This window comes from Actinosynnema sp. NPDC023794 (assembly GCF_040639675.1).
In the GTDB taxonomy this organism is placed as follows: Bacteria; Actinomycetota; Actinomycetes; order Mycobacteriales; family Pseudonocardiaceae; genus Actinosynnema; species Actinosynnema luteola.
In genome coordinates, this window is the sequence record NZ_JBFAFR010000004.1 from 42,251 (window position 1) to 56,858 (window position 14,608).

Sequence of the window (14,608 nt, forward strand, 5' to 3'; positions counted from 1 at the left end):
CCGACCCTACGTACCCGCGTTCGACCGTGCGCGCTCTCGCGCACGTTGCCCGCAATGCGTCTTACGGGTGAGGCCGATCCGATACGTTGGTCCTCATGCGCCGTGTCGTGCCGCTCATCGCCGCCTTGGCCCTGCTCGGGGGCTGTTCGCAAGCCACTGACGGGTCCGCGACCCCCGGTGGCCCGACGCCCACGACCACCGCGACGGGCCAGACGTCCGGGTCGGGCAAGCCGTCCTCGACCTCCAAGGAGCCGGCCAAGCGCCCGAAGACGATCAACGTCGAGGGCGTCGACCCGTGCGCCCTGCTGACCGAGGCGCAGCGCGCGGAGTTCGGCCTGGACCAGCCGCCGCAGCCGAGCGACGACGCCCCGGGCAAGAAGGGCTGCACGATCAGCCGCGGGGACCGCAAGCACTTCGTCGGCATCGTCGCCGACACCACCGCGGGCATCGACGAGTACGCGAAGTCGGACGGGAAGGTGACCAGGCTGGAGGTCGGCGGCTTCCCCGCGCTGCTGGTCGAGGCCGACACCGCCCTCGGTCTGTCCTGTTCGGTCACGGTGGACGTCTCGGACGGCCAGGTCGTCGACGTGGGCGCTTTCAGCCTCGGCGACGTCGACCTCGCGACCCTCTGCCAGGTCGTCCAGCCGGTCGCGGCGGCCGTCGTCGCCAACGTGAACAAGTAGAACTACCCCCTTTGCGAAGGGAACCGCCCACCCGCGTCATGCATCAGAGCTAAAGTCGTCCCAGATGCACACGCTGGGGTATGTGCAGCACTGAGGAGGGGTGTGCCGTGTTCATCGCGGATGGTGGTGGCGGAGGATCGACGCCGACGACGCTCCCGGACTACGCCGGAGCGCAGCGGAAGTTGAGCATCGAGCCCTCGGCGATCCCGGACGCGCGCAAGGTGTTCGCCGACGCGTTGAACCAGCTGGACTCGAAGCTCCGGGTGGCGATCGCGGAGCTGAGGGCGAAGCCCTGGGCGGGCGACCCGGTGAGCAACGAGACCGCCGACCGGTTCAACCAGGACACGTTCGAGTCGGGCGACTCGGCGGGCCTGACGGCCCTCAAGGCCTACCGCGACCAGCTCCAGGGCGTGGTCGACCAGCTCACCGCCATCGAGGCCGACTACCGGCGCGTCGAAGGCGACAACACGGCGTCCTGGGGACGCATCAACAACGGCTGACCTTGCCGACCTACGCACCCGAGGGGGGCGAGCACGATGGGTGACCACCGCTGGCGCGGGTATGCCCACCCCGATCTCTACCGGATGATCAACGAGGGGCCGGGCGTTGCCGCGTCCCGGCCACTCGAGGACTCCTGGAAGTCCCTGTCCGAGGCCTTGGGCGAGATCGACACCTCGATCCAGCAGGGGCTCGCCAAGCTCGGCGCGAGCTGGGAGGGCGACACCGCCGACTCCACGACGGCCACGCTGTCGCCGCTCGCCGCGTGGGCGTCGGACGCCCAGCAGGGCTCGGGCACGATGGAGACCTCCGCCCAGCTGCAGGCGGACTACATCGCGAACGCCCGCAAGGAGATGCCCGAGCCGGTCCCGGTGACCACCGAGGCGCCGTCGCTGGGCGACAAGATCCTGGGCGGGCTGACCGGTCCGGTCGGGATGATGCACGTCATCCAGCAGCAGGAGGACCACGAGCGGCAGGAAGCGGCGCAGGACAACGCCGAGGCCAAGGCCGTCGAGGTGATGAACAACTACCAGTCCAGCAGCGAGTGGAACGCCGACACGCTGGGCAAGTTCGTCCCGCCGCCGAAGGTCGTGATCGACACCCCGCCGCCGGCCGGCGCGGGTGAGTTCAACAACACCAGCGCGAGCTACAACTCCACCCCGACGTGGACGCCGCCGGGCGGTGGCGGTGGCACCACGAACACCTCGTGGGCGCCGCCGTCGACCGGCACGCCCGTGCCGCAGCCCGGCCTGGTGCCCGGCACCGGTGGCACCACGAACACCTCGTGGGCGCCGCCGACGACGGGCACCCCGACGGTGCCGCCGCCGTCGGTCAACCCCCCGGTGAACCTGCCGCCGAAGCCGCCCGTCGGCCCGATGCCCCCTCCCACGTGGACCCCGCCGAAGCCGCCCAACAACGGCCCGCAGGTCCCGCCGAGGGTGCCCACCGGTCCCGGTGGTCCTCCCCGTCCCGGTCTGCCGACCGGTCGCGGGCCCGGCATGCCGGGTGTGCCCGGCGGTCCGAACGCCAACGGTCCCGGCGGCATGCGCCCCGGTATGCCCGGCATGGGCGGTATGCCCGGTTCCGGCATGCCCGGCGGCGCGGGTGTGCCCGGCGGCAGCAACCCGGCCGGCATGCCCGGTCGCGGCGGCGCCGCGGGTGTCGGTGGCTTCGGTCCCGGCGCCGGTGGTCCCGGTGCCGGTGGTCCCGGCGCGGCGGGTCGTCCGGGTGCGGGCGGTCCGGGCATGGCCGGTGGGGCGGCAGGCGCGCACGGCGGCAACGGCGAGGACGACATCGAGCACAAGGCAGCCGACTACCTGGTCGAGACGAACGACGTGTTCGGCGACGACCGGCTCGTCGCGCCGCCGGTGATCGGGGAATCGCCGCAGTAGGGTTCGATCCTCCGGTGCACGGGCTCGCGTCGACCTGGCGCGGGCCCGTGTCCGGCGTTCAGGGGACGGGGATTTCGGTGACGTATTTCGGGGGGTCCGCGGAGCGGGAGCCGATCGAGCTCTCGGCCGAGGAGTTCGACGTGCTCTGGGAGCGCCTCGACCTGGGCCAGATGCCGCTGGTGATCAAGGTGCCGTCGCCGGGCAAGACCCACGCCGAGCGCGCCGACCTGGAGCGGCGCGTCTGGCAGGGCATCGGCGCGCGCGGCCTCGGCGGTCCGACCGGGCTGCACCCGGAGCTGGACTACCTGCTGCGGCTGTTCAGCAGGCCCGAGCGCGAGGTCGACGGCCGGGTGTGGATCGGCAAGAGCGTGCGGGTGCTGGCCGTGGCCAACGGCGACGAGGGCGCGGTGGCCACGCTGACCGAGAACCGGCTCACGTTCCGGCGGGCGGCGGGCAGCGGCCTGCCGTCGGCGGTGCTGAGCGCGCTGCCCGCGCACCCCGCAGGCACCGGGCACTCGGTCACCATGCCGAGCGCCGACCTGGAGGCCGCGGTCAAGAAGTCCGACGGCTCGCCCAAGAGCCTGGAGAACTCGTTGCGCCAGCACGGCGTGCGCCAGGAGGACGCCGTCACGCTGGTGAAGATGTTCACCGGGCTCGTGCACACCGGCAACTTCGGCGCGGCGGCCCGCGACAAGTACGGCAAGCGGTGCCGGCCGGACCGCGTGGTCGCGTTCTTCGACACCGAGGATGGCCGCTACCTGCAGCAGCGACGGGCGTCGAACGGCACCGCGCCGTGGAGCACGTTCAGCCCGACCGACTCGCGCCGGCTCGCGCACCAGGTCGAGGAACTGCTCGCCGAAGCGGTGCGCGCCACGAAGTTCTGACGCCGCCGGCGCGCGGGTGGTCATCCGCGCGACACCGGCCCCACGACGGCTCTGCGCGCGGCGATAGCCTGGGCGGGTGCCGTCGAAGTCCGTTGACCCCCACGAGGTTCGCGCCGCGGTCGAGGCCGTGCTGCCCTGGCTCGCCGGCGAGGCCGAGCAGCCGGACCGCCCGGTGCTGGCGGCGGCCGTGCGGCTGAGCCTGCGGACGCTGGAGCAGGTCGCGCCGGGCCGCAGCGTGGAGGTGCGGGTGCCGCCGTTCGCCGCCGTGCAGTGCGTGGCGGGTCCCCGGCACACCCGCGGCACGCCGCCGAACGTGGTCGAGACCGACCCGCGCACGTGGCTGGAGCTGGCCGTGGGCAGGCTCGGGTGGACCCAGGCAGTGGCGGACGCCAAGGTCACCGCGTCCGGGAGCCGGGCCGATCTCTCAACCCTGCTCCCGGTGCTCCGCTTCTAGCTAAGCTCGACCGCGTGAAGGCGCTCAAGGCGGGTCTCGCCATCCTCGCGGTCGGAACCCTCCTCGTCGGTTGCAGCACCGATTGGGAGGAAGAGGTCCGGTTCAAGGTCACCCGGATCACGCCCGAGCACGAGACCACCCCGGGGAACGTGTCCCCGCCTTACGTGGTCCTCGCGCTGGACCAGGAGGACCCCGGACCGCTGGTGCCGTTGAACACGACCGGTGCCGAGATCGGCCAGTTCCCGGAAGGCGTCAAGGCCGGCGACGCGGTGATCTGCAAGGTGCGCCAGGTCGAGGAGAACAACCTCGACGGCCTCGAACCGGAGTCCGAAGTCGGCCCTTGCCGCTTGGCCTAGAACCAGGACCCGACCGTCTTGTCCCAGGCCTTGCCGACGCCCTCCACCGCGTCGCGGCCCAGTTCGACCACGTCACCGACACCGCCGACGACGACGTCCACGGTGTCGTTGACGACCTCCTTGCCCGTGTCGAGCAAGCCGGTGCCCGCCTCGGACCAGTTGCCGTTCACCGCCTCACGACCGGCGTTCCAGAGCCCGGTGCCCGCGTCCTTCGCCAGGTCGGCCGCACCGACGGCCGTGCCGCCGACGAAGTCCACCACCGGTCCGACGCCCGGGATGTGCGAGCCGGGCAGCGACGGGCCGAGCGGGTTCTCGTCCCAGTCCTGCGAGGTCACCGAGCCGCCGTCGCCGGTCGCGATCCGGGCCAGGTTCTGCACCGACTCCGAGCCCTCCGTGTAGTACTCGGAGTGCGCGCCGAGCGCGGACGTGCCATCGGTGGTGCCGAAGGTCTTGGCGCCGAACCGGTCGTCGTACGGGCCGATCGAGGAGCCGTCCTCGGTGAACCAGCTGGAACTGGTGCCCTGCACCACCGGGTCGTGCTCGGTCGCGCCCACGTAGACGTGACCGGGACCGGCGGAGAGCTGGTCGACGTTCGACGCGCCCACGCCGGGCGACCCGACGAAGGCGATGTCGTCGGCCGCCAGGCCGTTCATGCCCGCGTAGCCGACGGTGGTGGAACCGTAGGAGTGGCCGATCACCGTGAGGTGCGGGTCGTGGCCCGCGGCTTCCGCGGCGGCGCGGTAGCCGTTGACGTCGGCGACCAGGTTCGCGCCGCCCTCGCGGGCCTGCGCCGGGTTGTCGACTTCACCGGGCGCCCAGCCGGGCGCGTCGTAGCCGAGCCACTGGATGGTGGCGTTGCCGTCCGCGCCCATCTGCTCGCGCAGGTTCGCGGCCTGGCTGAGGCCGAAGCTGCCCATGTCGGAACCGGTGCCCGGCACGCAGACCGCGAGGTTGTTCGCGGTGTCCGGGTCGCCGTACGCGACCGCCATGCCGCCATCGCCACGCGGACCGTACGGGTCGTAGGCGAGGAGGCGGACATCGCTCTCGTCCCAGCCCTTCTTGACGGCGATCTGCTCGGCGTTCTTGAGGCTGTCCGCCGCCTTCTGCGCGTTCTCGGCCTTGGTGGCGGCTTCCTGGCGCTGCTCGCTCAACGACGCGTACCGCTCGTCGTTCATGAGCTTGGTCATGTCGTCGGAGTTGTCCGGGTCGAGGCCCAACTCCTGCGCCCGCGCGGCCAGCTGCGCGTCGAGCTGGTCGCGCTGCGCGCCGAAGCGCTGGAGGTCGTCCGCGATGCGCATCCGGTTGGCCTGGTCCAGCACGCCGGACGGGAGACCGCGCAGCCGGCCGAGCTCCTGGAACTTGGTGCGCAGCAGCTCGTCCTGCTGCTCCTTGGTCAGCGACTTCCACCAGGCGGCGACCTGCTTGGGGTCGGTGCCGGGACCGGGCACGGTGGCGGAGGTGCGCATGGCCGCGACGGCGGTGTTCCAGCCGGGGTCCTTGCTCGCGGTCTCCTCGAAGCCGGGCCGGACCTTGGTGAGCGCGTCGGCGTACGAGCGGAGCACGCGCTCGTAGCCGGTCTTGACGTTGTTCAGCTGCTCGTTGACGCGGTTGGCCAGCTCACGGGTCTGCGCCTCGTCCAACGCGGGCGAGCGACCGCGCCAGAAGTCGATCAGCTGGTCGGCGCTGCCGCGCATCTGGGTGTAGGCGCGGGACGCGGCGTGGACGATGTCCGCGCCTGCGCCCAACCGCTCGCCGGCCACGGTCGCGGACTTCGCGGACAGCTCGGCGCGGGCGCCGAAACCCGCCGCGGCGTCGCCCTGCCAGCTGGAGGTCGCCGTGCTGCCGCCCGACGAGACCGACTGCCCCGCGCGGCCGACGGCGCTCATCGCGCCGGTGATGGGGTCGGAGGCCGCAGCGACCCGGCCCGCGTCGCCCGCGGCCAACTGCCCGTACAGGACCTCAGGGTCGGTGAAGCTCACGCCAGGCCCCCCTCGATGCCGCGGAACGAGGTGTTCGAGTCGTCGTCCGCGCGCTGGTAGGCATCGGCGTTCTCACTCAGGCCGTCACCGGCGTCGCGGTACCAGGCGCTGCCCCGGCGCAGGTCGTCGGACTGCTCGCCGGACCACTTGGCCAGCGCGTCGACGAACTCCGCCGCCGCGGGCACCTGGCCGAGCGCGTCGGCGTCGAGCCTGAGCATGGAGATCATCTCCGCGCCGTCGCCTGCCGCGTCCGCGCCCTCGTGGAACTGCTTGGACGCCTCGCGCAACGTCTCTGGTCGCACCCCGAACACGATTGCCCACCCTTCGCGCCGCCTGCCGCCGCCAATGCGACGCGCGTTCACCCTTCCCGGTTCCCTCGCCCCACTGGTCCAGGAGGGGGAGAAATCCGCCCGTCGGTGATCATTCGAAGGTGATCTTGCCATCGTCGAACAGCAGTTCGACCATTGACACATGACATTGTTGCTCCAGGCCTCCGGGCTCATGGTCGTCATAGCCCTCCACGAATCGGCGGACCGCCTCCGCCGGCTCGTCGTCGCCTACCTGACCCGAACACCGTCCGGCGCACGCCACCGCCTGCTCACTCCCCGCCAGATCCGTTGGCGGCGCTGGAAGTCCGCGCTCGCGGACCACGTCGTGGCCCGCTTCGCCGAGGTCCCGGTGGACGCCTTGCCGTACCCGCCCATCCCGGTGCGATCCCACCCCGAGACGTCGCGCCCGCCGGCCTGGGACGCGCTGGACCCGCCTCCCCGAATGGCCCAATCCCAGGAACCTGATCTGCCCTGCGACGACCGGTGGGACGACGAGCAGACGCCCGCGACCGACTACGCCTTGCCGAACGGCGCGACGACCGACCCGGCGGCGGCGGAGCCCGAGACGTGGCCCGAGGTGTGGCCCGAGGCGTCACCGGAATCGTGGGCGGACTCCTGGTCCGAGCCGTCGCCGGAGCCGTGGGCGGACTCCTGGTCCGAGCCGTCACCGGAGCCGTGGGCGGATTCCTGGACGGAGCCGTCGCCGGAGTCGTGGACCGAGCCGTGGACGGAGGCGTGGTCGCAACCGTGGGCCGAGCCCCGGACCGAGCGCGCCGACAGCTGCTTCACCGGCCACCTCGACGAGCCCGTCCACGCCGACCCCGTCACCGGGCGGCACGCGGTCCGCGAGTCCACCTTCGGCCGCCACGCCCTCCGCGAACCCGTCTAGCGGCGCAGGAGCTCGTCGATCTCCTCCGGCTTCATCGGCTTGGCGAAGAACCAGCCCTGGCCGGTGTCGCAGCCGATCCGGTGCAGGCGCTTGGCCTGCGCCGGTGTCTCGACGCCCTCGGCGGTGACGCCCAGTTGCAGCGCGTGGGCCAGCTGCACCAGCGTGGACACGATCTGGGCGTCCACCGCGTCCTCTTCGTCCGCCGCGCGCAGGCCCTCCATGAACGAGCCCGCGATCTTCAGCTCGTGCACGGGCAGGTGCTTGAGGTAGGCCAGGTTCGAGTAGCCCGTGCCGAAGTCGTCGATCGCGATCCGCACGCCCATCTCCGACAACGCCCGCAGCGCCTCCAGCGGCTCGTCGGCGGTGCCCATGATCGCGCTCTCGGTCAGCTCGAGCTGCAGGTGGTGCGGCGGCAGCGAGCACTCGTCCAGGATCCGCTTCACGTCCCGCACCAGCTCCGGGTCGCGGGACTGGCGCACGGCCAGGTTCACCGACACGAACGGCGCGGAGTCGCCGAACTCCTCCAGCCACCGCCGTGCCTGCTCGCACGCCCGCCGCAGCACCCACCGGCCCAGCGGGACGATCAGCCCGGTCTCCTCGGCCAGCTCGATGAACCGGTCCGGCGCCAGCCGCCCGAACTCCGGGTGCTGCCAGCGCACGAGCGCCTCCACGCCGACCACGGTGCTGTCCTCCAGCCGCACCAACGGCTGGTAGTCCACGTAGAACTCGTCGCGCTCCAACGCCGCCGGCATCGTCGCCGACAGGGTGAACCGGGCGACCTCCTTGGCGTTGCGCTCCGGGTTGTACAGCGCCCACCGCGACTTGCCGTCCGCCTTCGCCCAGTACAGCGTGATGTCCGCGTCGCGCATCAGGTCGGCCGCCGTGGTGCCCGACAGCGCGCGCTCCACGATGCCGATCGACGCCGACACGGTCAGCTCGTGCCCGCCGATCCGGATCGGCGACTCCAGCTCGCGCAGCACGCGGTCGGCGACGTCGACAATGTCCTGCGTGTCCTGCGAGCCCTCCACCAGGATGACGAACTCGTCGCCACCCATCCGGGCGACGAGCTTGCCGTCACCGGACACCGAGTGGTCCAGCCGCCGCCCGACCTCGACCAGCAGCTGGTCGCCGATGTCGTGGCCGAGGCTGTCGTTGATCACCTTGAACCCGTCCAGGTCCAGGTAGCACAGGCCGGCGCGGCGGCGCGCCCTGTTGTTGAACACCCGGCCGAGGCGCTCCAGGAACAGCGCGCGGTTCGGCAGGCCGGTCAGCGGGTCGTGCAACGCCTGGTAGCGCAGCCGGTTCTGCAGCAGGTGGCGGTCGGTGACGTCCTCGATCATCGCCACCTGGTACTGCGGGTCGCCGTGGTCGTCGCGCACCAGCGACAGCGTCAGGTGCGTCCACACCTGCTCGCCGTCGGCCCGGCGGAACCGCTTCTCCGCCCGGTAGTGGTCGCACTCGCCCGCGGTGAGCTGGTCGTACAGCCGCCAGACGCTGCCGCCGTCCTCCGGGTGCATCAGGTCGCGGATGTTGTACTGCCGCATCTCCTCGACGCTGAAACCCAGCATGTCCTGCAACGCCTGGTTCACGTCCAGGATCCGGCCCTCGATGTCGGCGATGCCGATGCCGATCGCGGCCTCGGTGAACATCGCCCGGAACCGCGCCTCGGACGCGCGCAACGCGGCTTCGGCCTGGTCACGGGCGTCCAGCACGGCCGCGCGGATCGCCTCCTGCTCGGCCAGCGTGCGTTCGCGCAGCGCGCGGGCGTACCCGGCGGCCAACGCGCCCTGCAACGCGGCCAGCCGCGAGCGCATCAGCTCGTCCGGCTGGATGCCCAGCTCGCCGAGCAGGTCGTCGCCGAGCAGCTGCACGGTGCGGCCGAGCGTGTCCGTGCCGGTGAAGTGCGCCTCGACCAGGCGCGCGCCGATCTCGTAGCCGGGCGCGGTGCGGAACGGGCTGGCGTGCAGCGCGTGCACCAGCACCTCGGTCAACGCCTGGAGGTGCTCGGCGACCTCGGCCCGCGTCATGGGCACGTAGCTGCTGCCGATGACGGCGGTGGCCCAGGTGCGGGCGAAGGACTCCGCCCCGGCCAGTACGGCGGGGTCGAGGTTCGATCGGCCCGGTGCTGCCACCCGATGGTCAACCTGTTCCGTCATGTCCGTCGGCCTACCGCCACAACCCAGAGGATACGGCTGGTCGCCGGCCGCGGTCGACAACCCGGCCCGGTGCCCGATCGGCGTCGTGGCCGCTCATCAGGCCTTCCGCCCGACGCCGCCGAAGCTGGTGAAGTGGGCGGCGTCGGGATCCACGTCGTCGGGCGACTCCGGCCGCCACAGCGGCAGCCGCGCCACGCCCGGCTCGACCAGCTCGAAACCGTCGAACATGACCTCGACCTCGCGCTTGGGCCGGAAGCACATCTCGCTGACGCCCCGGTTGTAGACGCTCCTCGCCTCGTCCCACGCGGGGTCCCACTCGCCTTCCTCGAACCCGGCGTGCGAGATCGCCAGGTAGCTGCCGTCCGGGACCGCGTCGCGGTAGTCGCCCACGATCCCGCGCGGGTCCTCGGCGTCGGGCACGAAGTGCAGCAGCGCGATCATCAGCACGCCGATCGGCTCGTCGAAGTCCAGCAGCCCCTGCACCTCGGGCGAGGCGAGCACCTGCTTGGCGTCGCGCACGTCGGTCTGCAGCACGTTGACCAGCTCGTTCCCGGTGAGGATGGCCCGGCTGTGCGCCACCGCGACGGGGTCGATGTCCACGTACACGACGCGGGCGGACGGATCCGCGGCCTGGGCGATCTCGTGCACGTTGCCGACCGTCGGGATGCCGGAGCCCAGGTCGAGGAACTGGCGGATGCCCTGCGACAGCATGAACCGCACGGCCCGGCGCAGGAACGCCCGGTGGTTGAGCACGACGCTCTTGATCACCGGCACGTCGGCGATGACCTTGTCGGCGACGGCCCGGTCGACGGCGAAGTTGTGCGCGCCGCCGAGCCAGTAGTCGTAGACCCGCGCGATGCTCGGGCGGGCCAGGTCGATGTCGCCCGGCGCCCAGTTCGGCCGCTCCACGCTGTCCACTCGGACTCCTCTGACGTGCTCGTGTTCCCACCGTTGCGGTGACACCCACATCATGGGCCAATCCGGTGAGTTAGCACACCGTCGGACCGCGCGAGTTCTTCAATCACCCACCCCAGATCTGATCACCGGGAAGAATGACGACCTTGTGAAGCACCTGTGGATCGCGGGCGCGGTCGTCTCGGTGGCGGCGCTGGTCTGGCTCATGGTCGGCCGCCGCCGCGAGCGTGGTGTGGTCAAGCCCGTCCTGCTGGGCGCCATCGGTGCGTTCCTGCTGGTCACCGGCTGGTTGTTCGCCGCCGACCCGAACGCGCCGAAGCACGAGGCGATCAAGACCGGCGGGCTCGCGGGCGGCGCGGTCGTGGCGCTGTACGCGCTGTGGCTCAACGACCGGAGGCGGCGCACGGACGAGGACCGGCAGCGGGTCGAGTCCGAGCGGCAGGCGCTGGAGAACGCGCGGGCCGAACACGATCGGTCGCGGGTCGCCGATGAGCGGTTCGCCCGATCGGTTGAACTGCTCGGTCACGACGCGGAGCAGGTCCGGGTGGGCGCGATGCACGGGTTGGCGGGGCTGGCGCGGTCGCGCGCCGAGTACACCCAGACCGTCCTCGACGTGCTGTGCGCGTACCTCCGGCGGCCGTTCGACCTGACGGAGTCGGACGACGAGGTGGTGGTCCGGGACGAGCGGGAGCTGGAGGTCCGGCTCACCGCCCAGCGCCTGATCGCCGACCTGCTGCCCCGCGCCGACACCGCCGACGCACCGCGCTACAACCTGGACCTGACCAGGGCGTACCTGGAGTACTTCGACCTGTCCCACCGCCAGGTCGGCGACCTCGTGCTGAGGGCGGCGCACCTGCGGGAGTCGAACTCGGCGCACCACGCGGTCGTGCACGGCGGCGCCTGGTTCACCGACGCCGTCAGCGACGGGCGGCTGTACCTGCACGACGTGGTCTTCCACGGCAAGGCGTGGTTCAGCCGGTTCACGTGCCGCCAGGCCGCCGATTTCACGGCGACGAGGCTCCTCGGCCCGAACAAGTTCGCCGGCGCGGAGTTCACCGGGCCGGCGACGTTCCGGCGCTGCGAGTTCGCCGAGCCGGTCGACTTCGAGGACGCGAAGTTCACCGGCGGCCTGACGCTGGAGCCGGCCCGGCCCGCTCAGGCCCGCACGCGGGGCATGCACGTGTCCCTGGAGCACGAGAACGCCCTGCCCGACGGCTGGGCGGTGGAGCGCCGCGACGACAGCGGCCTCGGACTGGTCAGGAGCTGACGTGCGGGGACACGGGTTGTTGGTGGCGAGCGTGCTCGCCGCGGTCGTGGTGACGGTCGCGACGACCGCCGTGCTCATCCTGGTCGACCCCAGGCAGCCGAAGGCGGAGGCGATCAAGACCGGCGGGCTGGCCGGCGGCGCGATCGTCGCCCTGTACGCGCTGTGGCTCAACGACCGCCGGCGGCGCACCGAGGAGGCGCGGCACGACCTGGAGAGCGAGAAGCTCGGCCTGGAGGGCGAGAAGGCCGCCGACGAGCGGTTCGCGCGGGCCGTCGAGCTGCTCGGCAACGAGGCCGACCAGGTCAGGGTGGGCGCGATGCACGTGCTCGCGGGCTTGGCCCACACCACGCCGCGCTACAAGCAGACCGTGCTGAGCGTGCTGTGCGCGTACCTGCGGCGGCCGTTCGAGCACGGGGCGATCAAGGAGAAGCCCGAGGACCCGGACCAGGCGTTCTTCGGCAAGACGCGCGAGGTCGAGCCGGCTCACGACCACGAGATGACCGTCCGGATGACCGCGCAACGGCTCATCACGGACATGCTGCCCTGGGGCGAGGACCCGGACGACGCGCCGTACCAGCTGGACCTGACCGGGGCGAAGCTCGTGCACTTCCGGCTGGAGGGCCGCCGGTTCGGCCGGCTGGTCGCCCGACGGGCGCAGTTCTACGGGATCACGAAGTTCGGGGAGGCCGTGCTCGGCAAGCCCGCGCTGTTCTCCGGCGCCACGTTCCACGGTCGGGTGAACTTCCGGGACGGGAAGTTCGACGGCGGCATCTCGTTCCAGGACACCACGTTCAAGGGGGAGGTCAACGTCACCGGTGCGCGGGTCGGCACGTTCCTGCACGTGTCGCCGCAGCCGCCGGCACAGCTGGTCGGCGCGCTCGAGGTGCTGGCGGGCACCGCGTTCCGCAACGACCCGAAGGGCTGGGCGCTAACCGGCGACGGGCAGTCCCCGGCCCGCCTCCAGGACCATGTCGAGCAGGACTGACGCCGCCGCGCTCACCGTCGACGTCGTCACCACGGCGGTCTCGGCGGTCGGCGCGTCGACCAGCTCCACGAACCGCGCGCGGGTCTGCTTGGCCGCGAACGACGCCGGCACCAGCGCCACGCCGAGGCCGAAGCCGACGAAGTCCAGCAGCGAGTGCACGTCGTTGACCTCCACCGCCACCTTCCGGTCCACGCCGGCGGTGGCCAGCGCGCGGTCCACGTCGTCGCGCGTGCCCCAGCCGGGGTTGAAGTCGACGAACGGCTGACCGGCCAGCTCGGCCAGCCGCACCGACTCCCGTTCGGCGAACGGCAGCTCCGGCGCGCAGGCCAGCACCAGCGGTTCACTCGACAGGGTGGACACCGACAGGTCGTCGGCCACCCGCCCGGACGTGACGAACGCGAGGTCCAGCCGGCCCGCGCGGACCAGGTCGACCAGCTCGCCCGAGCCCGCCTGGCGCAACCGCAGCTCGACGCCGGGGTGCAGCTCGTGGAACCGGGCCAGCACGGCGGGCAGGTGCACGGCGTGCAGGCACTGGATGCTGCCGACGGCCAGCCTGCCGCGCAGCAGCCCCTGCACGGCGGCCACCGCGTCCCGTGCCGCGTCGATCGTGCCGAGCACGCGGCGCGCCTCGACCAGCAGCGCGCGGCCGGCCTGGGTCAGCTCGACCTGCCGGGTGCTGCGCACGAACAGCGGCGCGCCCAGCTCCACCTCCAGCGCCCGGATCGACGCGGAGAGCCCCGATTGGGCGACGTGCATGCGCCGGGCGGCACGCGTGAAGTGGCACTCCTCGGCCACGGCCACGAAGTACTCGAGCTGCCGGAGTTCCATGATTCATCACCCGCACTGCTGAATGGCATCAGGTTCTTCTGTTGGACAGCTTAATGCCTACCGCTCAAGCTGGGCGTGCACAAGGACACGCGAGGTCGCGGAGCAGCGGCGATCCGACACAGGAGGTAGGCCAACCATGCTGACTCGCCGAATCGGAGGGGTCGAGGTCAGCGCCATCGGCCTGGGCGCGATGCCGATGTCGCTCGAAGGCCGGCCCGACCGCGCCCGAGCGATCGAGACGATCCACGCCGCCCTCGACAAGGGCGTCACGCTGATCGACACGGCGGACGCGTACTCGGCCGACGACCGCGACTTCGGGCACAACGAGGAGCTGATCGCCGAGGCGCTGAAGGGCGTCGACGGCGTCATGGTCGCCACCAAGGGCGGCCACACCCGCATCCCGGGCGGCGGTTGGGAGGTCGACGGGCGCCCGGAGTACCTGAAGGCGGCGTGCGAGGCGTCGTTGCGCCGCCTCGGCGTGGACGCGATCGACCTCTACCAGTTCCACCGGCCCGACCCGGCGGTGCCGACCGCCGAGTCCGTCGGCGCGCTGGCCGACCTGCTGGACGCGGGCAAGATCAAGCTCGCGGGCGTGTCGAACTTCAACCCCGCGCAGATCCGCGAGGCGAACGACGTCCTCGGCGGCCGGCTGGCGAGCGTGCAGAACCAGTTCTCGCCCGCGTTCCGCTCCAGCGAGCCGGAACTGGAGCTGTGCGCCGAGCTGGACATCGCGTTCCTGCCGTGGAGCCCGCTCGGCGGCATCAGCGCGGCCGGCGAGCTCGGCGCCCGGTTCGGCGCGTTCGCCGAGGTCGGCCGGGCGCACGGGGTGAGCCCGCAGCAGGTGTGCCTGGCGTGGATGCTCGCCAAGGCGCCCCAGGTCGTGCCGATCCCGGGTTCGTCGCGGCCGGCGAGCATCGCCGACTCGGCCGGCGCCGTGCACCTGCGGCTGTCGGAGGAGGAGCTGAAGCGCCTGGACGGGTGACGCCTGCGGATG

Annotated in this window: 15 protein-coding genes; 10 read left to right on the plus strand and 5 right to left on the minus strand. The window is 72.1% G+C overall.

What is annotated here, in order from left to right; translation table 11 throughout:
- Positions 1-95: 95 nt before the first annotated feature.
- From AB0H12_RS11375 to AB0H12_RS11400, 6 genes are all read left to right on the plus strand, one after another.
- A complete protein-coding gene (locus AB0H12_RS11375) occupies positions 96-683 on the plus strand; it encodes a DUF3558 domain-containing protein (protein ID WP_499622593.1) in 588 nt (195 codons plus the stop codon).
- A gap of 107 nt (positions 684-790) precedes the next feature.
- A complete protein-coding gene (locus tag AB0H12_RS11380) occupies positions 791-1,183 on the plus strand; it encodes a transcriptional regulator (protein ID WP_499622594.1) in 393 nt (130 codons plus the stop codon).
- A gap of 36 nt (positions 1,184-1,219) precedes the next feature.
- Entirely contained in the window at positions 1,220-2,572 is a 1,353-nt protein-coding gene (locus tag AB0H12_RS11385; protein ID WP_499622595.1) for a PPE domain-containing protein, read from the plus strand.
- A gap of 77 nt (positions 2,573-2,649) precedes the next feature.
- Positions 2,650-3,456 (plus strand): ESX secretion-associated protein EspG, encoded by an 807-nt coding sequence (locus tag AB0H12_RS11390; protein WP_499622597.1) that lies wholly within the window; start codon positions 2,650-2,652, stop codon positions 3,454-3,456.
- Positions 3,457-3,532: 76 nt separating this feature from the next.
- Entirely contained in the window at positions 3,533-3,910 is a 378-nt protein-coding gene (locus AB0H12_RS11395; protein ID WP_499622599.1) for a sterol carrier family protein, read from the plus strand.
- Positions 3,911-3,924: 14 nt separating this feature from the next.
- The gene (locus AB0H12_RS11400) at positions 3,925-4,266 is read left to right on the plus strand and encodes a hypothetical protein (protein ID WP_499622601.1); all 342 of its coding nucleotides are present in this window, start codon (positions 3,925-3,927) and stop codon (positions 4,264-4,266) included.
- Here AB0H12_RS11400 and AB0H12_RS11405 read toward each other — a convergent pair.
- Positions 4,263-6,245 carry an alpha/beta hydrolase gene (locus AB0H12_RS11405; protein ID WP_499622603.1) on the minus strand — a complete coding sequence of 661 codons (1,983 nt, stop codon included), beginning with the start codon at positions 6,243-6,245 and terminating at the stop codon, positions 4,263-4,265. The two genes, AB0H12_RS11400 and AB0H12_RS11405, sit on opposite strands and share 4 nt — an antisense overlap.
- Positions 6,242-6,547: a DUF2563 family protein gene (locus tag AB0H12_RS11410; RefSeq protein ID WP_499622605.1), complete on the minus strand. Its 306-nt coding sequence runs from the start codon at positions 6,545-6,547 to the stop codon at positions 6,242-6,244. The genes AB0H12_RS11405 and AB0H12_RS11410 overlap by 4 nt, the downstream gene beginning before the upstream one ends.
- A 169-nt stretch (positions 6,548-6,716) precedes the next feature.
- Between AB0H12_RS11410 and AB0H12_RS11415 the strand changes: the two genes are divergently transcribed.
- The gene (locus AB0H12_RS11415) at positions 6,717-7,463 is read left to right on the plus strand and encodes a hypothetical protein (RefSeq protein WP_499622607.1); all 747 of its coding nucleotides are present in this window, start codon (positions 6,717-6,719) and stop codon (positions 7,461-7,463) included.
- On the opposite strand, the gene AB0H12_RS11420 is transcribed toward AB0H12_RS11415, so the two are convergent.
- Both AB0H12_RS11420 and AB0H12_RS11425 read right to left on the minus strand, forming a co-directional pair.
- A complete protein-coding gene (locus AB0H12_RS11420; protein ID WP_499622608.1) occupies positions 7,460-9,619 on the minus strand; it encodes a putative bifunctional diguanylate cyclase/phosphodiesterase in 2,160 nt (719 codons plus the stop codon). The genes AB0H12_RS11415 and AB0H12_RS11420 overlap by 4 nt on opposite strands.
- A gap of 96 nt (positions 9,620-9,715) precedes the next feature.
- Positions 9,716-10,537, minus strand: a complete 822-nt coding sequence (locus AB0H12_RS11425; protein WP_499622610.1) for an SAM-dependent methyltransferase — start codon at positions 10,535-10,537, stop codon at positions 9,716-9,718.
- Between the two features lie 145 nt (positions 10,538-10,682).
- On the opposite strand from AB0H12_RS11425, the gene AB0H12_RS11430 reads away from it, so the two are divergent.
- Both AB0H12_RS11430 and AB0H12_RS11435 read left to right on the plus strand, forming a co-directional pair.
- Complete coding sequence (locus AB0H12_RS11430) at positions 10,683-11,801, plus strand: pentapeptide repeat-containing protein (RefSeq protein WP_499622612.1); 1,119 nt, start codon at positions 10,683-10,685, stop codon at positions 11,799-11,801.
- Position 11,802: 1 nt separating this feature from the next.
- Complete coding sequence (locus AB0H12_RS11435) at positions 11,803-12,786, plus strand: pentapeptide repeat-containing protein (RefSeq protein ID WP_499622614.1); 984 nt, start codon at positions 11,803-11,805, stop codon at positions 12,784-12,786.
- Here the strand turns inward: AB0H12_RS11435 and AB0H12_RS11440 are convergent.
- Positions 12,730-13,614, minus strand: a complete 885-nt coding sequence (locus AB0H12_RS11440) for a LysR family transcriptional regulator (protein WP_499622615.1) — start codon at positions 13,612-13,614, stop codon at positions 12,730-12,732. The two genes, AB0H12_RS11435 and AB0H12_RS11440, sit on opposite strands and share 57 nt — an antisense overlap.
- A 136-nt stretch (positions 13,615-13,750) precedes the next feature.
- Here AB0H12_RS11440 and AB0H12_RS11445 point away from each other — a divergent pair, with 136 nt between their 5' ends.
- Entirely contained in the window at positions 13,751-14,596 is an 846-nt protein-coding gene (locus tag AB0H12_RS11445) for an aldo/keto reductase (RefSeq protein ID WP_499622616.1), read from the plus strand.
- Positions 14,597-14,608: the final 12 nt, after the last annotated feature.

Excerpts from the sequence above, each read along its gene's own strand:
- AB0H12_RS11375 (WP_499622593.1), top strand. The coding sequence starts at position 96 with ATGCGCCGTGTCGTGCCGCTCATCGCCGCCTTGGCCCTGCTCGGGGGC.
- AB0H12_RS11440 (WP_499622615.1), bottom strand. The coding sequence starts at position 13,614 with ATGGAACTCCGGCAGCTCGAGTACTTCGTGGCCGTGGCCGAGGAGTGC.
- AB0H12_RS11385 (WP_499622595.1), top strand. The coding sequence starts at position 1,220 with ATGGGTGACCACCGCTGGCGCGGGTATGCCCACCCCGATCTCTACCGG.
- AB0H12_RS11420 (WP_499622608.1), bottom strand. The coding sequence starts at position 9,619 with ATGACGGAACAGGTTGACCATCGGGTGGCAGCACCGGGCCGATCGAAC.
- AB0H12_RS11415 (WP_499622607.1), top strand. The coding sequence starts at position 6,717 with ATGACATTGTTGCTCCAGGCCTCCGGGCTCATGGTCGTCATAGCCCTC.
- AB0H12_RS11445 (WP_499622616.1), top strand. The coding sequence starts at position 13,751 with ATGCTGACTCGCCGAATCGGAGGGGTCGAGGTCAGCGCCATCGGCCTG.